Origin of the sequence: Aeromonas australiensis, from assembly GCF_000819725.1 — a bacterium.
Taxonomy (GTDB): domain Bacteria; phylum Pseudomonadota; class Gammaproteobacteria; order Enterobacterales; family Aeromonadaceae; genus Aeromonas; species Aeromonas australiensis.
Window position 1 is genome coordinate 95711 of the sequence record NZ_CDDH01000015.1, and the last position, 22042, is coordinate 117752.

Genomic DNA, 22042 nt, shown 5'->3' on the forward strand with positions numbered 1-22042 from the left:
TTTCGCTTTGGCCCCGGTCAGTGACCACAACACACTGCAGGTACATGTTGTGCCAGAGTATCACCATCAAGGTGGCATGAGGGGAGAGCCGGATCCCGAAAAGCCGCGATGAACTCAAAGAGAGAGCGGTGGGATGACAAGTCTCAACCCTGCCATCCCACTGCCCATCTTCAAAAAAAGAAGGGTTGCCACCCGGCAGAGCGCTCTTAACCCCGCACCCATTTGGCCAGAATACGATCGAACAACACAATCCCGACCACCATGGCAGCAATAAACAGCAGGATCAGCGGCTGGCCACTGGTGATAAGGCTAAGTGCAGGGCCAGGGCAGACCCCGGCCAACCCCCAGCCGACACCAAACAGCGCAGCGCCCCCCAGCAGTCGGCGATCGATGCGCGGCGCAGGCACTGTCGCAATCGGCTCGCCCAGCAGGCTCTGTTGCCTTGGCTTCACCAGCAGAAAGTAACCGGGCATAAAGACCAGCAAGGCGCCCCCCATCACAAAGGCGAGGCTGGGATCCCAGGCTCCCGCCAGATCGAGAAAACCTATCACTCGCGCCGGATCCACCATGCCGGAGAGGGCCATCCCCAGCCCAAACAACACACCGGCCAGCAAACTTATCAGTAATTTCATGGCGATCAGTCCCTTACAGCAGATGATGAGTGACGAAGACGGTGATAAAGCCAGCCGCCATAAAGGTCAGGGTGGCAACGATGGAGCGCAGGGAGAGCCGTCCCATGCCGCAGATGCCGTGGCCACTGGTGCAGCCATTGCCAAGACGGGTACCGATACCGACCAGCAGACCGGCCAGCAGCACCACCGGCCAGCCGGGCAAGGTGGTGAAGGCGGGTATGCTGATCCAGCCTGCGTGAAATGCCAGCCAGGCACCGCCCCCCAGCCCGAGCAAAAACCAGATCTGCCAGGGCGTCCGCTGTTGCAGCGCCCCCGCCAATATACCGCTGATCCCGGCTACCCGGCCGTTGAACAACATCAGGATCAGGGCTGACAGCCCCACCAACATGCCGCCGCCCAAAGAGAGCAGCCATTGTGTGTCCATCATCAAGACTCCTTATGTTCCGAGTGACAAAAATGGGTTTGCAGCGCCCCCAAGAGATCGGCGGCCGCCTCGCTCACCAGCGAGTCGCAGATCTGCTGGGAGACCTTGCGTGAACGGATTAGGCCATAGCGCTTCAATACCGCCAGTTGTTGGGAGAAAGCCGACTTCCCCAGCTGGCTATGGGCCCGCAGCTCGCCGACCCCCTTCTCCCCCTCCACCAGCTGGCAAAGCACCAGCAGGCGTTTGGGATGAGCCAACGCCTTGAGCAGGGGGGCGGCAGCTGTCGCATGTCTGTTTATCGGGTCGAATTGACCCACAAGAGTAAATTAGCAACTGCTGATATTCGTCCATTGTATAAAACCACTCTAATTTAGCAATATCTAAATAAAGATGGGTTAGCGATATGACGGTAGATAACGGCGTCAGAATCGTCGCGGGTTGCATGTTGCCGCTCTCGCTAATCCTTACCACCTGGGTCCATCCGGGGGGTTGCCTGGTTGAGCGCCTTCATCGGGATCAACCTGATCCAGTGTGCCCTCACCGGTTTCTGCCCAGCGGCGATGGCCTCAAGCGGCTGGGGTTGAAGATAGGGTCACGGATGATGGTAGGTAGCTGATCAGCCAGATGGAATGCAGGACGGAAGAGCTGGCTTCTCTGCGGCCTGTCATGGTCACGAAGGTAGCCAGCCGACCCCAATTACTGACAAACTTGTATCTAAATGTTGCTGAAAGGGCGTTGAGGCTTTACCCCACCGCTCTGGATGAGTACCATTTCGCCGTTCTTAACACAGCGGAGACCATCAGTGGGCAACTCATCAAGTGACAGTTGTAGACCGACCCTCGTCGTCGGTATTCAGGTCGCGAGCTAGCCGCAGGTCTTTGTGCCGCATGCTCGCAACCCTGCGAGAAGCGGAAATCCACTCCCCTCTTCTCTCTATTTACACTTGACGTCTGGCAACCAGAGGCCAACCGCCACGGTCGCCATGCCTGCATAGTTTCTACTTCCCACAAGGAGGCTGCTATGCGTTTTATCTCAATCAAACCGACTGCGGATCCCACGGTCGCAACAGGTTCTGTTGCTCGCCGGGTTCATCCCCTGCTGAGCCGGCTCGGCCGTGACCTGCTGCCACGCTGGCTGGGTGGCAAACCGCGCCAGCACCACTACCGGCTGCAGATCCGCTGCGAGGATCGCGCCGATATGGAGCAGGTGCTGGATCTGGTGAGCCACACCCTGCAACCGGCGGGCCTGCACCCTCTGCAGTCCCTGCGACCCGGTCGCGGCGGCGGGCGGGAGCTGGTGCTCAACCTGCTCTGTACCCCGCCCCAGCGCCGCTATCTGGTGCAGTTTGTTCATCAGGTCGGAGTCGCGCATCCGGTGCGCTGGCAACTGCGCCCGCGTATCGACTGCGATCCCGAGCTCAACTGACCGCTCATCTGCGTTAACCACAGTGAAAGGGGCCAGCCACGCTGGCCTCCCTTGTTGCGTCCTCTCCGAGTGCTAGAGCATCTGATGATGCTCGCGCCCCGGGACACCGCGTTTTTGTTTGTCTGCTGGCCATCCGCGCAATCATTCGCTGATCCATCCGCCTCCCGGCGTTTCATCATGGATTGCGCCAAGCCAGCGCTTATCAGAAGGAGTACGCCATGAAGATGTGGCAACAAATTGACATGCTCTCCCTGCTCGACACTCTGGCCAGCCTGCTGCTCGCCTTTGTGCTCGGCAGTCTGGTCGGGCTGGAGCGCCAGTACCGCCAACGTACCGCGGGCCTTCGCACCAACGTGTTGGTCGCCGTGGGAGCCGCGCTGTTCGTCAATCTGGCCCAGCGTATCTATGACCTGCACGGCGGCAGTTACGGTGTGGTCCATGTGGTGGCCTATATCGTCTCCGGCATCGGCTTTCTCGGCGCCGGGGTCATCATGCGCGAATCGGGCAATATCCGCGGCATCAACACCGCCGCCACCCTCTGGGGCGTAGCTGCGGTCGGCGCCGCCTGTGGCGCAGGGCTCGCCATGGAGGCCATTCTGGGCGCCCTGTTCGTGCTGGCCGCCAACACCCTGCTGAGACCGCTGGTCAACCAGATCAACCGTCGTCCGGTAGACAATTTGGACACCGAAGTGACCTACAAGGTGACGGCCCTGACCCAGCGCGAGCATCAAAAAGAGGTGCTGCACTGGCTCGAGGAGATGCTGGAGCAGGCCAACTATCCCTTGAGCGAGCTCGATATCGAGCCGTTTGGCGAGGGGGATCTGGAGATCTCGGCAGTGTTGCTGGCTACCTCCATCGATGGCGACGAGCTGGATGCCCTGATGCAAAAGCTGGCCATCCACCCCCATATCAAGCAGGTGTTCTGGCGCACCAGTACCACCGACTGAGCCGTTGGTCAGAGGAACGAGCCATCCGCCCGCAGCAAAAAGCCCCGCCAGCAATGGCGGGGCTTTCTCATATGGATGGGCGAAGAGTGGCTAGCGGCGACTGCGCCAGCGCACCCTGGGGGTGATCACCTGGGCGGTCTGTGCGGGAGGATTACCTGCAATCAATTGCTGCATCAGCTCGAAAGCGGCGTGGGCCAGCACCGGACAATCCTGTGCCACCGAGTCGATGCGCATGGGAATGCAGTCGAGCAGGTCGTGATCATCGAAGGTACACAGCCGCATGCCCGTCTCCATCAATCCCGCCTCGTTGAGGTAGCGCAGCACCCCTTCCAGCAGGGTAAAGGAGGCGGTAAAGAGCCCCCTGGGGGGCGCCCCCAGTTCGGCCACCAGCTCAGCCATCAGCTGATAACCGGAGCTCGGCTGGTAGTCGCGATGGCGCACCCGGGCTGCATCGGCTTCAAAACCGGCGCGATGGAGCCCCAGCTCATAGCCCGCCAGCCGGTGACGGCTGGGGGAGAGATCCAGCAAACCGCCGAAGTAGTAGATCTCCTCACCGCACTCGCTGGCCATATCCCGCACCAGCTCGGCGGTGGCCTTGCAGGCATCGGAGATCACCATGGGCAGGCGCGACTCGCCAATATGGCGGTCGAGCTGTACCACTGGCAGGCGGTCGTGAATGCGGGCATAGATGTCATCGCTGTGGCCGCTGGAAGCGACAATCAGCCCGTCCACCTGACGGCTGATGAGGTTGTCCACCACCCGCTGCTCAAGGGCGGGATCATCCTCGGAGCAGGCGATCAGCAGCTGGATGCCCGCCTCCCGGCAGTGAGCCTCGAGGGCGCGCGCGATGCGGGCAAAACCGAAGTTGGTGAGATCGGGGATCACCAGCCCCCAGGTGTAGCTGCGGGTCTCGCGCAGGGAGCGGGCATGAAAGCTCGGCAGGTAGTGACACTCCTCCGCCACCGCCTGAATGCGCTTGCGGGTATCGTCGGCAATGCGGTACTCCGCACTCTTCCCGTTGAGCACCAGACTGGCGGTCGCCTTGGACACCCCCGCCAGTTCGGCGATCTGGGCAATCGTGATCCGTTTCTTCTTCTCCACCTGGCCTCCCGGCTGACTAGAACCGGGCTATTGTACTAGGCACGCCGACAGCGGCCAGTGATTGAGGCAAATTTTGCAGCCATCATCGCCGTTACCTGATGAAAGTTGAGGCTTTTCCCCGGGGAAGTAGCGCGCAGACAGGCTGTGACGCCCCTCATCGATGAAACACTCCAGACTGGAGCGATCGCACAGGACGGTGATCCGCCCGCCAGCCCATGGGCTGCTGCGGGTCTCCCACTCCCCGCTCTGCCAGTTCTGGCGCCGCAAGGTGATGCGCCCCGGCTGCCAGCACAGCTCGGCCACGGCGCCAAACCAGAGACTCCCCTCACCGCAGAGCCCCATATCGAGCCAGGCCGAGTCGATGGCCAGCCCCGGAAACTCGCCAAGCGTCCCCTCGAAACGGGTCAACTCTCCCTTCAATGCCGCCAGCTCCGCCACCGGCCGCTGGCAGAGCCACTCATCCTGCCAGAACAGCTCCCGCGGGCAGCTCATCTGGTGGATCCAGCCGTGAGCGACAGTAGGTTGGCTCATCTCGTTCTCCTCCGGCAGCCCCAGCCAACCGAGCAAGAGGCGGCGACCCTGACTGTCTCGGGTAGTTTGCGGCGCATAGAACTCAAAGCCCCGGTCCAGCTCGTGGAAAGCCCCGTGCGCGAAGCGCTCGCCGTCGAAATCCCCCGCCAGCCAGCCGCACTGGTAGAGGTTGCGATAATCCTCGCCCACCGGGGCAATCCCCTGCGGGCAGCTGATCAGCACATGGCGCTCCCCCAGCGGGAAGAGATCCGGGCACTCCCACATATAGCCAAACTCACCCAGCCCACCTCGCCCGCTACCGGCGATGGGGCCCACCCGCTGCCAGCTTTGCAGGGTGTCACCGCGATAGAGCAGCACTTCGCCCTTGTCATCCAGGGTGCGGGCCCCCAGCACCATCAGCCACTGCTGGCCGTCGTGCCACACCTTGGGGTCGCGCACGTGGCCGCTGTAGCCTTCGGGCAGATCCAGCACAGGCCCCAGCTTCTCGAAGCCTCCCTCACCATCGGCGCGGGCCAGACACTGATAGGCGGTACGACTGCCATCCGGGTATTTGACATTGCCGGTGTAGATGAGGGTCAGACGCCCCTGCTCGTCGCTCACCGCAGAGCCCGAATAGCAGCCGTGGCTCTCATAGGCTTCGGTGGGCAACAGCGCCACCGGCTCGTGCTGCCAATGCAGCAGATCAGTGGAGGTGACATGGCCCCAGCCCTTGTTGCGGTGCTCGCAGCCCAGCGGATTCCATTGGTAGAAGAGGTGGTAGCGCCCGTTGTGCTCGATAAAGCCATTGGGATCGTTAAGCAGCCCCACCGGGGCTGCCAGATGCCAGCGGGGCCGATGGGGATCGGCCGCCGCCTTGAGCTGTCCGGCCAGCAGCGACCGGACAATCTGGTTGAGAAGATCGTTTTCCTTCATCACTCCACCTTGTACTTGAGCAGGTAGGATGCAGCGAAGGCGGCGCCAAAGGCGATCACCAGCCCGATGATGTAATGAACAAGGCTCATGGGCTGGACGATGGCCATGCCGGGAATACCGGTCAGCCCCACCGCCGTCATCCCCACCTTGGCCGCCACCACGTAGGCGCCGCCGCAGGCCCCGCCAAACAGACCGGCGAGGAAGGGTTTGATGTAGCGCAGGTTCACCCCAAAGATGGCCGCTTCCGTGATGCCCAGCAGACAGGACATGGCCGCCGGCACGGTAATGGCCTTGATCTTCACATCGCGGGTCTTGAAGTAGACCGCGAGGCAAGCCCCGCCCTGCGCCACGTTGGCCATGGCCCAGATGGGCAGCAGGAAGTTGACGCCAATTTGCGGATTGGCCAGCAGCCCCGCCTCGATGGCATGGAAGCTGTGGTGGATGCCGGTGATGACGATAAGCGAGTAAGTGCCGCCAAACACCAGCCCCGCCAACCAGCCTGCCTGCTCATAGAGGGCGCTCAGACCGAACGAGATGCCATCCCCCAGCACCCGACCCGCAGGGCCGATAAAGAGCAGCGCCACGAAGCCGGTGATGATGACGGTGAGAAACGGCGTGAGGATCAGATCCAGCGCATCCGGAATGCGCTTGCGCAGCTGTTTCTCCAGATGGGACATAAACCAGACCGCCAACAGTACCGGGAATACGGTGCCCTGATAGCCGATCATGGCGACATCGAGCCCGAAGAAGTCCATGGTCTTGAAGCCACCGGCCACGCCCCAGGCGTTGGTCAACGCCGGGTGGGTGAGGATGCCGCCAAGGGTCGCCCCGAGGTACGGATTGCCACCAAACTCACGTGCTGCCGTAAAGCCGATGAGGATCGGCAGTATGATAAAGGCCGCCGAGCTGAACATGTCGAGCATCACAAACAGGGCGCTGTCGGCATTGACCCAGCCGTAGGTGCGCACCATGCCGAGCAGCCCCATCAGCAAGCCCGAGGCGACGATGGCCGGAATGATCGGCACGAAGATGTTGGAGAGGGTTCGCGCCAACCGCTGGGCCACGTTGAGCTTGGCCGCTGCCATGTCGGTCAGCTCCGCCTTGCTGGCGGTGCCGGTACCGGTCAGCGCCACAAACTCCGCATAGACCTTGTTGACCAGACCGGTGCCGAAGATCACCTGAATTTGGCCCGCGTTGCTAAAGCACCCCTTGACCCCCTCCAGCTTGTCGATGGCGGCCTTGTTTACCTTGCTGTCATCGGCCAGCACCAACCGCAGCCGGGTGGCGCAGTGGGCAGCGCTGACGATATTCTCCTTGCCCCCGAGCAGGGGCACCAGATCCTTGGCTATCGCACTGATATTCATATTCTTCCTCTTATGACCCGCCACGCTGGCGGGTCCTTGTCACATGAGAGTAGGGGCTGTCGAGCCGGGCTTCTAGCCGCAGCTCAACAGCCGCTTGCGCCTGATCGCAAAAAGGCATCCAGTTCGAAGCGGGTCGGCAGCGCCGTCATCGCCCCCTTGGCGGTGGTGGCGAGCGCCCCGCAGCCGTGGGCCTGAGCCAGGATGGCGGGTAGCTCGGCCAGAGTCGGCAGCGACGAGCGCCCGGCCAGCGCCGCCAGCAGACCGGCGACGAAGGCATCCCCCGCCCCCGTGGTGTCGATGGGCGTCACTTTCTGCCCCACCCACTCCAGCAGCTCACCACCCAGACGAGCCACCACACCGGCCGCGCCCCGGGTCACCAGCACCAACGCAGGGCCAGAGAGAGTAGCGAGCCCGGCAACCAGATCATCCTCGCCGCTCAGCAGTTGCAGCTCCTCGATGGAGAGCTTGACCACATCCGCCTGCGCGATGGCTTTGCGCACCAGCGGCAGCATCTCGGCGGGGTTGCCCCACACCTCGGGGCGCAGGTTGGGGTCGAAGCAGACCCGCCCGCCTGCCGCCTTGATGGCGGCCATGGCCTGCAGGCAGCTGGTGCGTACCGGCTCGTTGGCGAGCGCGATGGAGCAGGTCAGCAACCACTGACCGGCCTTGAAGCGGGGCAACTCATTTGGGGTGAGGAACTGGTCGGCACTGGGGCGCACCATAAAGGTGAAGCTGCGTTCCCCCTCATCATCCAGTGCCACCAACACGGTAGAGGTGCGATGGTCAGGATCGAGCCGCAGCGCACCGATATCCACCCCCTCCCTGCTCAGGGTGTCGGCCATAAAGCGGCCGAACGGGTCAGCACCAACCCGGCCGATAAAGGCCGCATCGCCACCCAGCCGTGCCACGCCAACCGCCACATTGGCGGGCGCACCACCCGGACACTTGAGGTAGTGCAACGCCCCTTCCGGGATCAAGTCCACCACCGCATCCCCCATTACCCACACACGATTCGTCACCTTGCTACTCCACTGCTGCATCGGATCCTCGGTCAAACCCGAACTCTGTTCTGTTGGCTGGCATTATCAGCTAAACCGTTTTAGCCAACCAATAGATCTCGGCACCGGCTGCCATTTTTGTGATCGGGATAACGAACTAGAACCAGGTTTCCATCTGTACGCCAAAGTTCCACTCGCCACCGGCGGTGAAGTTGCTCTGGCCCATGGCATCGTCGCTGGCGTAGTTGTCGAGCTCGGAGGACCAGTCCATCCAGCTGGCGAACACCCTCAGTTCGGGCCGCTCGAAGAAACCGGCGGTCTGTGCCTTGAAGGTGGGGGCGAAGGTGAGCTTGGTGAAGTTGCCGTTCACCGCCTGGCGTCCCTTGTAACCCTTGGGATCGAGATCCATGTACTGCCAGGCTGCCTCGTAGACCAGCTCGACGTTCTGGCTCAGCACCTGCGCCACCCGGGTATTGAAGGTGAGCCAGCGGTACTCGTCCCCTTTCACGTAGCGATCCTGACTCTGCTCGGCCAGCAGGGCCGGGGCAAAACGCCAGCGCGAGTTGAGATCGGTGGCGCCAAACACGGCGACCCGCACTGCATCGGCGTCCGGCAGCAGCTCGCTGTCAGAGCCCAGCCCCTTGACCTCGGCCCCCAGCCCATGACCATACAACACCGCCGCCTTGGCAAACCCTGGGTTGATGCCAAAGAAGCTCTCGCCGTGGTAGGCCAACAGGGTGTGTGCCCCCTGGTCCGCCGCCTCGCTGCCCGTCCCCTTGTCATTGATGCGGGCGTCATTGTCCTTGGCCGAGAGGCCGTTCACCATCCACTGCCAGTTGCCGACGCGGTTGTTCATGGTGAGGATGTAGCTCTCGATATCGGAGAGACCGCTGGCGCTGATGTCGCCGTAATCGCGGCCATAGAGGGAGAAGTTGGCCTTCCAGCTGTCGGCGAGCTGCACGTCGTAAACGCCGCCGCCGGTACCGGCCAGGAACACCACGTCGGAATCGAGCCAGTGGATGTCGAAGTTGTCCCGATCAAAGCGCTTGCCCGCCCACAATACTGCATTCTTGAAGGGGCCGTCGAAGCTCGCCAGATTGCCGATCTCGGCAAACACCTGACGGGTATTGAGGCTCGAATCGCTGCCGGTCCAGTCGTTGCTGGTCTCAACCCCGTCTGCCAGCATCAGCTTGTAGCGAGCCCAGCTGCCATCCTCGAAGGTCTGGGTTTTCAGCAGGTTAGCCTCCATGTAGGTGTCATCTTCGTTGCCAAGGCGACCGACGGCCCCGCCCACCGAACCGGCTGGCGTGATGTAGGGGCCGCCGCGCCCACCGTTGCCATTGCCGTTTACCAACAGGCCCGAGCGGGCATAGCCGTGAAACTCGAAGCCCTGGGCACCAGCGGTCTTCTCATCCACCTTCTGGCTGCGGTTGTCGGCCACCTGCGCCTGCTCGCTGGCCGCGCTCGCCTTCACTTCCGCCTGACTGGCACGGCTCTCTGCTGCCTCGGCTCTCGCTTCAGCCGCCTGTACCCGCGCCTCCAGCGCCGCCAGTCTGGCCTCGACACTCTCACCTGCAACACTCGCCTGCGCCGCCCACAGCGGACTGCTCATCCCCAATCCCAGCGCTACCGCCAGCGCCAACTTGCTCTTGAACATCATCATCTTCCTCACCTGTCATCTATGGCCCAAATGGGCGCAGTTGTTATCGACAGCTAGAGCATAGCTAAACCAATTTAGCCAGCTCAATACGACAACTAAACCGTTTCAGCAACAGTGTGAGCGGGATAACATTTGTACAGCAGGAATTGGCGGGAGTTGTGAGGAGGATCCCTCATCAGGATCCACTCAATAGGGCGGCTCCTGGCTAAATGGCGGGCAAAAAAAGAGCCGGCACAAGGCCGGCTCTTTTTATTCGGGTCGCTGAAATCAGCTGGTCAGATCGTCGAAGAAGCGTTTCACCCCTTCGAAGAAGCCTTCCGATTTCGGCTTGTGGGTCTTGGCAGCGGCGCCGCTGAAGGATTCGTCCAGCTGGCGCAGCAGCTCTTTCTGCTGCTCGGTGAGGTTGACCGGAGTCTCGATCACCACCTTGCACATCAGATCCCCTACCTGACCGGAGCGTACTGACTTCACGCCCTTGCCACGCATGCGGAACATCTTGCCAGTCTGGGTCTCCGGAGTGACCTTGAGCTTGACGCGGCCATCCAGGGTCGGCACTTCAATCTCGCCACCGAGGGCAGCTGCGGTGAAGCTGATGGGCACTTCGCAGTAGAGGTTGTTGCCGTCACGCACGAAGATCTCGTGCTCTTTGACGTGCACCTGTACGTAGAGATCCCCTGCCGGAGCTCCCGCTTCCCCCGCTTCCCCTTCACCGGAGAGACGGATGCGATCGCCGGTATCGACGCCCGCCGGAATTTTCACCGACAGGGTCTTGGTGCGCTGGTAGCGACCTTCACCGTGGCACTTGCGGCACGGATCCTTGATGATCTTGCCGCGCCCGTGACAGTGCGGACATGCCTGCTGCACCGCGAAGAAGCCCTGACGCATCTGCACTTGGCCGGAGCCGTGGCAGGTCGGGCAGGTCTGGGCACTGCTGCCGGTGTGGGCACCGGAGCCGTTACAGACTTCACAGTGAACCAGGGTCGGCACCTTGATCTCCTTGGAGACCCCGCGCACCGCCTCTTCCAGCGTCAGCTCCATGGTGTAACGCAGGTCGGAGCCACGGGCCGGGCCACGACGGGCACCACCACGGCCACCGCCGAAGATGTCACCGAATACGTCACCAAACATGTCGGCGAAGTCGGCACCGCCGCCAAAGCCACCGTGGCCACCGCCACCCTGGCTCGGGTCGACACCGGCATGGCCGTACTGGTCGTAACGGGCACGCAGGTTGGCATCGGTCAGGACCTCGTAGGCCTCCTTGACCTCTTTGAACTTCTCTTCGGCACCGGCATCGCCCTGGTTACGATCAGGGTGATACTTCATGGCCAGACGCTTGTACGCCTTCTTGATCTCGCGCTCGTCGGCACCTTTTGATACCCCCAGCACTTCGTAGAAATCGCGCTTCGACATACTCATCCTGTTGCTATATCAGCAGTTACGCAGACGGGCGTTGGTTACCCAACGCCCGTAAATTCATAAACCTAGCTGATGGGCGAAGCGGACTGCGCCCATCCGGGTCGGGCTTATTTCTTGTCGTCTTTCACTTCTTCGAACTCGGCGTCGACTACGTCGTCGTCAGCCTTGGCAGAAGAGGAGGACTGACCGGCATCAGCACCGGCTGCACCCTGGGCCTGAGCCTGCTGCTGGGCAATTTCCATCAGCTTCTGGGACGCTTCCAGCAGAGCCTGCTGTTTGGCTTCGATGGCAGCCTTGTCGTCACCCTTGATGGCCGCTTCCAGCTCGCTCAGAGCGGCTTCGATCTTGGTCTTGTCGTCGGCAGGCAGGGCTTCACCGGCTTCGGTGATCTGCTTGCGTACGGAGTGGACCAGACCATCAGCCTGGTTGCGAGCCTGTACCAGCTCTTCAAACTTCTTGTCCTCGGCCGCATTGGCTTCGGCTTCGCGTACCATGCGCTCGATCTCGTCATCAGAGAGACCAGAGGAGGCCTGGATGGTGATCTTCTGCTCTTTGTTGGTCTCTTTGTCTTTCGCAGAGACGTGCAGGATACCGTTGGCATCGATGTCGAAGGTCACTTCGATCTGCGGCAGACCACGGGGTGCCGGACGGATGCCTTCCAGGTTGAACTGGCCCAGAGACTTGTTGTCGCTGGCGCGCTTGCGCTCACCCTGCAGCACGTGAATGGTCACGGCAGACTGGTTGTCTTCGGCAGTGGAGAACACCTGGGACTTCTTGGTCGGAATGGTGGTGTTCTTCTCGATCAGCGCAGTCATCACGCTGCCCATGGTTTCGATCCCCAGGGAGAGCGGGGTGACGTCCAGCAGCAGTACGTCGGTCTTGTCACCGGACAGTACCGCACCCTGAATGGCAGCACCCATGGCCACGGCTTCGTCCGGGTTGACGTCTTTACGCGGCTCTTTGCCAAAGAACTCGGCCACGGTCTTCTGAACCAGCGGCATACGGGTCTGACCACCCACCAGAATCACATCGTCGATCTCGCCAACAGCCAGACCGGAGTCTTTCAGGGCAGTACGAACCGGCTCCAGAGAGTCCTTCACCATGTCTTCCACCAGGGATTCCAGCTTGGCGCGGGTCACCTTGATGTTCATGTGCTTCGGACCGGTGGCATCGGCAGTGATGTACGGCAGGTTGACGTCGGTCTGCTGGGCAGAAGAGAGCTCGATCTTGGCTTTCTCGGCGGCATCTTTCAGACGCTGCAGCGCCAGCTGGTCGTTACGCAGGTCGATGCCCTGCTCACGCTTGAACTCGTCAACCAGATAGTTGATGACGCGGTTGTCGAAGTCTTCACCACCCAGGTGGGTGTTACCGTTGGTCGCCAATACTTCGAAGGTGGTTTCCCCTTCAACTTCGTCGATCTCGATGATGGAGATATCGAAAGTACCGCCCCCTAAGTCATATACGGCAACCTTGCGCTCGCCCTTGACCTTGTTCACGCCGTAAGCAAAAGCCGCAGCAGTCGGTTCGTTGATGATGCGTTTTACATCCAGACCGGCGATGCGACCGGCATCCTTGGTAGCCTGACGCTGGGCGTCGTTGAAGTAGGCCGGCACAGTGATAACGGCTTCGGTTACCGGCTCGCCCAGGTAGTCTTCGGCGGTCTTCTTCATCTTTTTCAGCACTTCGGCAGAGATCTGCGGCGGTGCCATTTTCTTGCCCTTCACCTCAACCCAGGCGTCACCATTGTCGGCCTTGGCGATGGCGTACGGCATGATTTTCAGGTCACGCTGCACTTCTTCATCTTCAAAACGACGACCGATCAGACGCTTGATGGCGAACAGGGTGTTTTTCGGGTTGGTGATGGCCTGACGCTTGGCCGGCTGACCAACCAGGATCTCGCCATCATCGGCATAGGCAATGATGGACGGAGTAGTACGATCGCCTTCTGCGTTCTCGATCACGCGAGCAGTGTCGCCATCCAGAATAGCGACGCAGGAGTTGGTAGTACCCAGGTCAATACCGATGATTTTACCCATTTGACGAATCTCCAAATACTTTGAATAAACTGGCGAGGAACTCGCCTTAATGCGTTAACGGCTAGGTGGGGGCTGCCAATCTGGCTTTCAAGCTCCCGGCATCAAATTTTTTGTGCCGCCGCGGCCTTGCACCCTATATGGGGTCGCCAGACCCAGCTTCAAGCCCCAACCCTAAAAAACCACACCCTTTGTCATGGTTGCGCGGTCACGTTGAGCCGTTAAACCGGGCAAGATGAGCAGGTGCTGCACTACCAAACAAAAAGCCCGCCACGGGGCGGGCCTGAACATCAGGCACCGACTCAGTCAGCGGCCTTGGAGACCATGACCATGGCAGGACGGATCACCCGACCGTTCAGCTCGTAGCCTTTCTGCATCACGGCAATAACGGTGTTCGGGGCCACATCGGCACTCGGCACCATGCTCATCGCCTGATGGGCGTTGGGATCAAACGCTTGGTTGGTCGGATCCAGCGCCACCAGACCAAACTTGGCCACCGAGCTCTGCATGGATTTCAGGGTCAGCTCGACACCTTCGATCATCGGTTTGAGGGCGTCGTTCTCCTTGTCGGCCAGTTCGATGGCACGCTCAAGGTTATCCAGCACCGGCAGCAGCTCGCCTGCGAACTTCTCCAGAGCAAACTTGTGGGCCTTCTCCACATCCTGCGCCGCGCGACGACGCAGGTTCTCCATCTCGGCGACGGCGCGAATGGCGCGCTCGCGCTCTTCTGCAGAGGCTTGCTGGGCCGCCTCCAGTTGCGCCTCCAGCTCGGCAATACGGGCTTGCTCGGCTGTCACTTCACTGTCTACATCGGTCGGCTCGACTGGCTGGGCTTCCACTTGCTCCATCGCTTCAACCTTTTGCTCTTCGTGGTTCATGACATCTCCAATTCCGGGGGTTACTTAATGAGGGTCTTGACGTCTGGTTGAGCGACCGGACGATCAGAGACCGACTATGTTGGCGCTATTATGGGGATGCATCCCCGGCTTTCAAGGGGTAAAAGGCCAATCAGGGGTGCTGAATAGCGACAGCCGGCAGTTTCTCCGGGTTACCGCTCACCGTTTAACCCGTTGCCTCAAGGGGCTAGCCGCCCCCATCACACGGAGAGCGTCACAAGCGGCGCAAAGCACGGTATACTGGCCCGCAATATCCACCCCAAACCAGACAGACTATGGATTCTCCGTTCAAAACCATCGCCCTGATTGGCAAACCCCAGCATGAGGGAGCCAACCAGACGCTGACCGGCCTGCATCAATATCTGACCGCCCGCGGCTTTCGGGTACTGGTGGAGAGCCGCGTCGCCCAGGCTATTAGCATCCTGGAAGAGGATGTGATGGATCTGGTCCAGCTCGGGCAGCAGGCCGATCTCGCCATCGTGGTGGGCGGGGATGGCAACATGCTGGGGGCGGCGCGGGTACTGTCGCGCTTTGATGTGGCGGTGATTGGGGTTAACCGGGGCAACCTCGGCTTTCTGACCGACCTCTCGCCGCAGGATTATCTATTGCCGCTGGAGCAGGTGCTCTCAGGCCACTACAAGAGCGAACACCGCTTCCTGCTGGAGGCCTCGGTCTATCGCCACGGCGAGCGCAAGTCGAGCAATCTGGCGGTCAACGAGGCTGTGCTGCACCCGGGCAAGATTGCCCATATGATCGAGTTCGAGGTCTATATCGATGGCAGCTTTATGTATAGCCAGCGCTCGGATGGCATCATAGTGGCCACCCCCACAGGCTCCACCGCCTACTCCCTGTCAGCGGGCGGCCCCATCCTCACCCCCAAGCTCAACGCCATCACGCTGGTGCCCATGTTTCCGCACACCCTGAGCAGTCGCCCCATCGTGCTCGATGCCGACAGCGAAGTGCGGCTGCTGGTCTCGCCGGATAATCAGGACGATGCCATGCAGGTCAGCTGTGACGGCCAGGTGACCCTTGCGGTTCACCCGGGGGACGAGATCCTGATCAAGAAGAGCCACCACCAGCTTCATCTGGTGCATCCCCTCGACTACAGCTACTTCCACGTGCTGCGCAACAAGCTCGGCTGGGGCAGCAAGCTGTTTTAACCGGCGTGGGTTGAAACCGTCTGGCTAGAGAAGGGTGCCGCAGTTGGCGCCCTGCTCTTTTCTTTCGTGATAACCCCCGCAGTTCTCATATCAGTACCGCGCGCCAGTTATCACGGCCCTCTTCTCATCGCCCTACCGCACTGGCGCGGCTTTCCTTTGTTAAAAATGACGGCGCCCTCTTTACTGTATATAAGACCAGTATATACTGGATACATACACAGTAATGTTGACCTATACAGGATGAGACCATGCTGACCCAGCTGACCGTCAACAACTTCGCTATCGTCAAGTTTCTCGAACTCGATCTGCAACCGGGCATGACCTGCATCACAGGTGAGACCGGCGCCGGTAAATCCATCGCCATCGACGCCCTCGGTCTCTGCCTCGGCGAGCGGGCCGAAGCCGGCATGGTGCGGCCCGATAGCGACAAAAGCGAGGTCAGCGCCCGCTTCCTGCTGGACAACAACCCGGCCGCCCGCGCCTGGCTCGCTACCAACGAGCTGGAAAACGAAGGTGAGTGCATCGTGCGGCGAGTGATCTCTGCTGAGGGTCGCTCACGCAGCTATATCAATGGCGTGCCCGTCCCCCTCACCCAGCTCAAGAATCTGGGCCAGCTGCTGGTCAACGTGCACGGTCAACATGCCCACCAGATGCTGCTCAAACCCGACTACCAGCTCGCTCTGCTCGATGGTTATGCCGGTCACCATCTGCTGCTGGGCGATGTGCGTCAGCACTATCAGCAGTGGCGTCAGCTGCAAAATGAACTGAACCGGCTCAAGGCCGAGCAGCAGCAGCGAGAGGCCCGCCGCCAGCTTATCGAGTATCAGGTGCAGGAGCTGGACGAATTTGCCCTGCAGCCGGGGGAGTTCGAAGAGATAGAAGAGGAGCACCAGCGTCTGGCCAACGGCACCGAGCTGATGCAAGAGTGTGGCGCCTGCCTCGATCTGCTCTATGACAACGAAGAGACCACTATCGCTGGCCTGCTGCAATCGGCAGTAGATCGGGCCGAGGGTCTGGTCAGCATGGACAGCCGTCTCACGCCAGTACTGGAGATGCTGAACGAAGCCCTGATAGGGGTGCAGGAGAGCCACAGCGAGCTGCGCCATTATCTGGATCGGCTGGAGCTGGACCCCGAACGTTTTAACGAGCTGGAAGCCCGCCTCTCCAAGGCAATCAATCTGGCCCGCAAGCACCACGTCAAACCGGCAGATCTGGCCCAGCACCATCAGGAGCTGGCCTCCGATCTCGCCCGTCTCAACTCCGATGAGGAACGGTTAGAGGGGATGGAAGATGAGCTGACTGCCGCCCGTCAGGCGTTTGTTCAGGCTGCCGAGGCCCTGAGCCAGAGCCGTCAGCGTTACGCCCAGGAGCTGGGTGCCAAGGTAACCAGCAGCATGCACGAACTGGCGATGCCCGATGGCCGTTTTGCCATCGAGGTGCGCCCCGATGCCCAGAGCAGCCTCTCTCCGCTGGGTATAGATCGGGTGGAATTTATGGTCACCACCAACCCGGGACAACCGATCCAGCCGCTTGGCAAGGTGGCCTCGGGGGGTGAACTATCGCGCATCAGCCTGGCCATCGTGGTGATCAGCGCCCGCAAGATCTCAACCCCAACCCTGATTTTCGACGAGGTGGATGTGGGGATCAGCGGCCCGACTGCCGCCGTGGTGGGTCGCCTGCTGCGCCAGCTCGGCGAGTCCACTCAGGTGATGGTGGTCACTCACCTGCCTCAGGTGGCGGGCAACGGCCACCAACATATGGTGGTAAGCAAGCATACCGACGGCAAAACCACCGAAACCCGGATGGATGCGCTCGATCAGAGTGCCCGCCTCAATGAGCTGGCCCGCCTGCTCGGTGGCGATCAGATCACCGACAACACATTGGCTAATGCCCGAGAGCTGCTGCGTCGTTGAAATGGGGATCGGGAATCGTTAATCGTTAATCGTTAATCGTTAATCGTTAATCGTTAATCGTTAATCGTTAATCTAATCACGAGTCACGAGTCACGACTCACGAATAACGGTGAATCGTTACTGGTGAATCGTTAATCGAATCCCACATCACGAGTCACGACTCACGACTCACCAGCCCCGAGTTCCCCACCTTGAACCTCGCAGAGCCGTCAGGATCACCGACCCAGATCAATAAAATGGCGAGTTAGGCGAAGCTGGCAGCAACATGGGCGTGGATCCGGTTGCCTTCATGTGGCGGATTTCGCATAGTGTTGCCCCCCTTTATGGGTATCCAATTGTGAGGCTTTGTCTATGATCCACGTTTTTGGTCACAAGAATCCTGATAGCGACAGTATCTGCAGTGCGCTGGTTATCACCGACTGGCTCAATGGCCAGGGCCGTCAGGCCACCCCATGGCGTCTGGGTGACCTGCGCACCGAAACCCGTTTTATTCTGGAGCAGGCTGGCGTCAGCGAACCCGAGTTGCTGACCAAAGATTTGACCGGTGAAGATGTCTGGCTGGTGGATTTCAGTGATCTGGAACAGGGCCCTGCCACACTGGCACAAGCCAATGTATTGGGTCTGGTGGATCACCACCGTCTCGGTACCCTGGTCACCCAGTCTCCGCTGGATGCCTGGATCCGCGCCGTCGGCTGCACCTGCACCATCGCCTTCGATCTGCTGAGTCAACAAGGTACCGTGACCCGCAGCCAGGCTCGCCTGATGCTGGGTGCCATCATGAGCGACACACTCTGTCTCACCTCGCCGACCACCACCGAGCAGGACAAGATCGCTTGTGAGCGTCTGGCACCGCTGGCCGAAGTATCGCTAGCCGAATTCGGCCAACAGTTGCTGATGGCGAAAACCGACCTGAGCGGCCTGACTCCGGCTCAACTGCTGCAGCAGGATGAGAAAGCGTTCCAGGCGGAAGGTTGCAGCTTCATCATGAGCCAGATCGAAGTGGGCAGCGAGCAGCAGCTGGCCGAGCACTTGCCAGCCCTGCAGCAGGAGATGGCCCAGCGCGTGGCGAGCGAAGGGCTCGACTTCTTCGTGTTGATGGTCACTGACCTGACTGCGGCTGCCAGCCGTATCTACTTTACCGAACACGCTAAAGTACCGGCAGAGTCCAGCTACCACCCGGGCTTTGTCAGCCGCAAGAAGCAGGGTCTGCCCTGGGTGATGGAACTGCTGGCCAAGGCCTGATCCTTCCTCGCCATCATCTATGCCAAAGCCCTGCCCCTGCGCAGGGCTTTTTCATCGCCACCGCCAGCCGCACTCCCCGCCCTCTTGCTGACCATCTTGCTCACCACTGCGGTCGCTCGCTTACTCCTTTCACGGCTTATTGACAGTTAACGCCATAACTTTGCTTACATATTTGCGGCTGTTATTTATCAGGGCTTTGCTGCAGGATTGTCGCCCTATAACCCTTTCGTGTTCTGATTTCATTCAGGTGTTCAATGAAAATAAGCTCCAAGCTGAGAACCCGGGCGATCTTCACTCTGCTCGGGCTGACACTGATCGGCTGGCTGGTATGGCCAAGCGACCCTCCCAAAGCGATCCTCAAAGCGCCGGTTACCCGCGAGGATATTGCCCAAACCGTACTGGCCAGTGGCGTGCTGCAGGCCGTGGAGCAGGTGGATGTGGGGGCCCAGGTCTCCGGTCAGGTTACCAAGCTGGCCGTCGAGGCCGGCGATCAGGTCAAGCAGGGAGACCTGCTGGCCGAGATCGATCCCCTGATTGCCCAGAACAACCTCAAGACGGCCGAGGCGGAGCTTGCCAGCAACCGCGCCCAGCTCAAGATCAAACAGGCGCAACTCAAACAGAACGAGCTCGCCTGGCGACGCCAGCAGCAGATGTTCAAGCAGGAGGCGAGCTCACGGGCCGATCTGGAGAGTGCCGAAGCACTGCTGGCGGTCACCCGCGCCGAACTGCAAAACAGCCAGGCCAATATCGACAACGCCCTGATCAAGGTTGATCGGGCCAAGACCGAACTGGGTTACACCAAGATCCTGGCGCCGATGGATGGCACCGTCATCAGCATTGTGACCCGTCAGGGCCAGACCCTGGCAGCAAGCCAGACGGTGCCGACCGTGCTCAAGCTGGCCAACCTCGAGACCATGACGGTCAAGGCGCAGATCTCCGAAGCCGATGTCACCAAGGTCAAAGCCGGCATGCCGGTCTACTTTACCCTGATCGGCGATGCGGATACCCGCTATCAGGGCAGGCTTCGCGCCGTGGAGTTAGCCCCTACCAACATCAACGATCAGGCCGCTACCGGCACCACCACCAATAATGCAGCCGTCTACTACTACGCCCTGTTCGATGTGCCCAATCCCGCTCATACCCTGCGGGTGGCAATGACCACCCAGGTGACCATAGTGCTCGGGGAGCGCAAGCAGGTACTCACTGTGCCACAAACCGCCCTCGGCAAGTCGCTGGGTGACAACGAGTATGAAGTCACCGTGATCAAAGCAGATGACACGACCGAAACCCGCCATATCAAGACCGGCATGAAAGACGAGATCCGTATTGAGGTGATCAGCGGGCTGAGTGAAAAGGAGGAGGTGCAGCTCAATCACGGCGCCCCCGCTGCCAATGATGATATGGTGGTGATGCTATGAGTGAGCCCCTGAACCAGCTGCCGTTGATCCAGCTGAAAGGGGTCGAGCGACGCTACCAGAGTGGCGACAGCGAAGTCACCGTGCTCCACCCTCTTGACCTCACTATCTCGGCAGGAGAGATGATCGCCATTGTCGGCGCGTCCGGCTCCGGCAAGTCGACCCTGATGAACCTGCTGGGGTGTCTCGATAGCCCGAGCAGCGGCCAGTATCTGTTTCGCGGTCAGGACACCGCGACCATGGATGCGTTGGCGCTGGCCCGGCTGCGCTGCCATCACTTTGGCTTTATCTTTCAGCGCTACCACCTGCTGCCCCATCTCGATGCCGCCGCCAACGTGGAGATCCCCGCCGTCTATGCCGGCACCAGCCGCCCGGATCGCCAGGCGCGCGCGCGTCAGCTGCTGGGCAGACTGGGGCTGGCCGATCGCAGCCACCACACCCCGGGTCAGCTCTCCGGCGGTCAGCAGCAGCGGGTCAGTATCGCCCGGGCGCTGGCCAATGGCGGCGAAGTGATCCTCGCCGATGAACCGACCGGCGCACTGGATAGCCAGAGTGGCAAGGAGGTGATGGCGATCCTCAAGGAGCTGCACGCTCAGGGCCACACCATCATTCTGGTCACCCACGATATGAACGTGGCCAGCCATGCCGACCGGATCATCGCTCTCAAGGATGGTCGGATTGAACAAGATAGCGGCCCCTGCCAAACGGCCGTGTTGGCTCCAGCCACCGCCACCGCCCCTCCAAAAATAGTGCCCACTAAAAGTGCCGTGGGCCACGACTGGGATCGTTATCGGGAAGCGGGACGGATGGCGATGCATGCCATGCTCGCCCACCGGATGCGCACCTTCCTCACCATGCTCGGCATCATCATCGGCATCGCTGCCGTGGTGAGCGTGGTCGCACTTGGTCAGGGGGCGCGCGCCAAGGTGATCGACCAGATCAATGCGATGGGCACCAACACCATCGAAATCTTCCCGGGCAAGGGATGGGGCGATGAGAAGATGGCCAGCATCCAGACCCTCAACAAGGGGGATCTCGATGCCCTGCTGGGGCAACCCTATCTGGCTGGTGCCAGCCCCGAGATTGGCAGCTCCGGCCAGTTGCGCTATCGCAACAAGACCAACAGCGGCAACGTGACCGGGGTTGGTAACGACTATTTCAAGGTGAAGGGGATGACGCTGGTGAGTGGTCGCTTACTGGAGCGGCAAGATATCCAGCAGCGTGCCGCGGTTGCCGTGGTGGACAAGAAGAGCATCACCAGCCTGCTTGGCAAGGAGGACCCGGTCGGCAAGGTGGTACTGGTCGGCACCTTGCCGGTGCGGATTGTCGGTGTGGTTTCGCAGGAGACCGGCTTCGGCCCCACCAGCCAGTCGGTCAATATCTGGCTGCCCTACAGCGCGGTGATGAGTCGCCTCATCTCGCAGCATCACTTCAGCCAGATCACCATCCGGGTCAAAGACGGGGTACAACCGGCACTGGCCGAGCAGGCGGTGATCGAGCTGATCACCAAGCGCCACGGGGTGAAGGATTTCTTCACCTTCAGCAGCGACAGCATCATCAAATCGGTGGAGAAAACCACCGCCACCATGACCCTGATGGTCTCGGCCATCGCGGTGATCTCGCTGATCGTCGGCGGGGTGGGCGTGATGAACATCATGCTGGTGTCGGTGGTGGAGCGTACCCGCGAGATCGGCATTCGCATGGCCGTGGGCGCCCGCCAGTCGGATATTCTGCAGCAGTTCCTGATTGAAGCCGTGATGGTGAGCCTGCTGGGGGGGATCTTCGGCGTCGGCCTCTCGCTCGGTATTGGCGCGCTCTTTTCACTGCTGGTGGACTCCATCAAGATGCAATTCTCGCTCTTCTCCATCCTGATGGCCTTTGGCTGCTCGTCACTCATCGGGATCCTGTTTGGTTACCTGCCGGCACGCAATGCGGCGCGGCTCGACCCTGTTGTCGCACTGGCGAGGGAATAA

At 60.8% G+C, this 22042-nt stretch carries 18 protein-coding genes and 1 pseudogene; 8 read left to right on the top strand and 11 right to left on the bottom strand.

The genetic code is table 11. The features are described from left to right. Window positions 1–206: 206 nt before the first annotated feature. From BN1117_RS03265 to BN1117_RS03275, 3 genes are read right to left on the bottom strand one after another with little or no spacing between them, the layout of a single operon-like run. Window positions 207–632: a YeeE/YedE family protein gene (locus BN1117_RS03265; protein ID WP_040094825.1), complete on the bottom strand. Its 426-nt coding sequence runs from the start codon at window positions 630–632 to the stop codon at window positions 207–209. A 13-nt stretch (window positions 633–645) separates the two neighbouring features. Beyond that, window positions 646–1059: a YeeE/YedE family protein gene (locus tag BN1117_RS03270; protein ID WP_040094826.1), complete on the bottom strand. Its 414-nt coding sequence runs from the start codon at window positions 1057–1059 to the stop codon at window positions 646–648. Then, entirely contained in the window at window positions 1059–1373 is a 315-nt protein-coding gene (locus tag BN1117_RS03275; protein ID WP_040094827.1) for an ArsR/SmtB family transcription factor, read from the bottom strand. The genes BN1117_RS03270 and BN1117_RS03275 overlap by 1 nt, the downstream gene beginning before the upstream one ends. 86 nt (window positions 1374–1459) lie before the next feature. Between BN1117_RS03275 and BN1117_RS18860 the strand changes: the two are divergent. The 3 genes and pseudogenes from BN1117_RS18860 to BN1117_RS03290 all read left to right on the top strand — a co-directional run bounded on the left by BN1117_RS18860 (window position 1460) and on the right by BN1117_RS03290 (window position 3428). Further along, a pseudogene (locus BN1117_RS18860) lies at window positions 1460–1672 on the top strand (YgaP family membrane protein). 404 nt (window positions 1673–2076) lie between these two features. Continuing rightward, entirely contained in the window at window positions 2077–2481 is a 405-nt protein-coding gene (locus tag BN1117_RS03285; RefSeq protein WP_040094829.1) for a hypothetical protein, read from the top strand. Between the two features lie 218 nt (window positions 2482–2699). Continuing rightward, the gene (locus BN1117_RS03290) at window positions 2700–3428 is read left to right on the top strand and encodes an MgtC/SapB family protein (RefSeq protein WP_040094830.1); all 729 of its coding nucleotides are present in this window, start codon (window positions 2700–2702) and stop codon (window positions 3426–3428) included. A gap of 90 nt (window positions 3429–3518) precedes the next feature. On the opposite strand, the gene BN1117_RS03295 is transcribed toward BN1117_RS03290, so the two are convergent. The 8 genes from BN1117_RS03295 to grpE all read right to left on the bottom strand — a co-directional run bounded on the left by BN1117_RS03295 (window position 3519) and on the right by grpE (window position 14321). Beyond that, window positions 3519–4529, bottom strand: a complete 1011-nt coding sequence (locus BN1117_RS03295) for a substrate-binding domain-containing protein (RefSeq protein WP_040094831.1) — start codon at window positions 4527–4529, stop codon at window positions 3519–3521. Window positions 4530–4556: 27 nt separating this feature from the next. Further along, window positions 4557–5972 (bottom strand): glycoside hydrolase family 32 protein, encoded by a 1416-nt coding sequence (locus BN1117_RS03300; protein WP_040094832.1) that lies wholly within the window; start codon window positions 5970–5972, stop codon window positions 4557–4559. After that, window positions 5972–7336: a sucrose-specific PTS transporter subunit IIBC gene (locus BN1117_RS03305; RefSeq protein ID WP_040094833.1), complete on the bottom strand. Its 1365-nt coding sequence runs from the start codon at window positions 7334–7336 to the stop codon at window positions 5972–5974. The genes BN1117_RS03300 and BN1117_RS03305 overlap by 1 nt, the downstream gene beginning before the upstream one ends. A gap of 83 nt (window positions 7337–7419) precedes the next feature. Beyond that, complete coding sequence (locus BN1117_RS03310; RefSeq protein WP_082032543.1) at window positions 7420–8376, bottom strand: aminoimidazole riboside kinase; 957 nt, start codon at window positions 8374–8376, stop codon at window positions 7420–7422. A gap of 115 nt (window positions 8377–8491) precedes the next feature. Continuing rightward, the gene (locus BN1117_RS03315; protein ID WP_156129857.1) at window positions 8492–9997 is read right to left on the bottom strand and encodes a carbohydrate porin; all 1506 of its coding nucleotides are present in this window, start codon (window positions 9995–9997) and stop codon (window positions 8492–8494) included. Between the two features lie 264 nt (window positions 9998–10261). After that, window positions 10262–11404, bottom strand: a complete 1143-nt coding sequence (gene dnaJ, locus BN1117_RS03320) for a molecular chaperone DnaJ (RefSeq protein ID WP_040094835.1) — start codon at window positions 11402–11404, stop codon at window positions 10262–10264. Window positions 11405–11517: 113 nt separating this feature from the next. Then, the gene (dnaK, locus tag BN1117_RS03325) at window positions 11518–13446 is read right to left on the bottom strand and encodes a molecular chaperone DnaK (protein ID WP_040094836.1); all 1929 of its coding nucleotides are present in this window, start codon (window positions 13444–13446) and stop codon (window positions 11518–11520) included. A gap of 299 nt (window positions 13447–13745) precedes the next feature. Beyond that, complete coding sequence (gene grpE / locus BN1117_RS03330) at window positions 13746–14321, bottom strand: nucleotide exchange factor GrpE (RefSeq protein WP_040094837.1); 576 nt, start codon at window positions 14319–14321, stop codon at window positions 13746–13748. Window positions 14322–14614: 293 nt separating this feature from the next. On the opposite strand from grpE, the gene nadK reads away from it, so the two are divergent. The 5 genes from nadK (at window position 14615) to BN1117_RS03355 (ending at window position 22042) form a co-directional block, all read left to right on the top strand. Beyond that, the gene (gene nadK / locus BN1117_RS03335) at window positions 14615–15499 is read left to right on the top strand and encodes an NAD(+) kinase (RefSeq protein ID WP_040094838.1); all 885 of its coding nucleotides are present in this window, start codon (window positions 14615–14617) and stop codon (window positions 15497–15499) included. A 248-nt stretch (window positions 15500–15747) separates the two neighbouring features. Further along, complete coding sequence (gene recN, locus BN1117_RS03340) at window positions 15748–17412, top strand: DNA repair protein RecN (protein ID WP_040094839.1); 1665 nt, start codon at window positions 15748–15750, stop codon at window positions 17410–17412. 351 nt (window positions 17413–17763) lie between these two features. Next, window positions 17764–18654 (top strand): manganese-dependent inorganic pyrophosphatase, encoded by an 891-nt coding sequence (locus tag BN1117_RS03345; RefSeq protein ID WP_040094840.1) that lies wholly within the window; start codon window positions 17764–17766, stop codon window positions 18652–18654. A gap of 254 nt (window positions 18655–18908) precedes the next feature. Beyond that, on the top strand, window positions 18909–20072 hold the full coding sequence (locus BN1117_RS03350; protein ID WP_040094841.1) for an efflux RND transporter periplasmic adaptor subunit: 1164 nt from the start codon (window positions 18909–18911) through the stop codon (window positions 20070–20072). Further along, window positions 20069–22042, top strand: a complete 1974-nt coding sequence (locus tag BN1117_RS03355; RefSeq protein WP_040094842.1) for a MacB family efflux pump subunit — start codon at window positions 20069–20071, stop codon at window positions 22040–22042. The genes BN1117_RS03350 and BN1117_RS03355 overlap by 4 nt, the downstream gene beginning before the upstream one ends.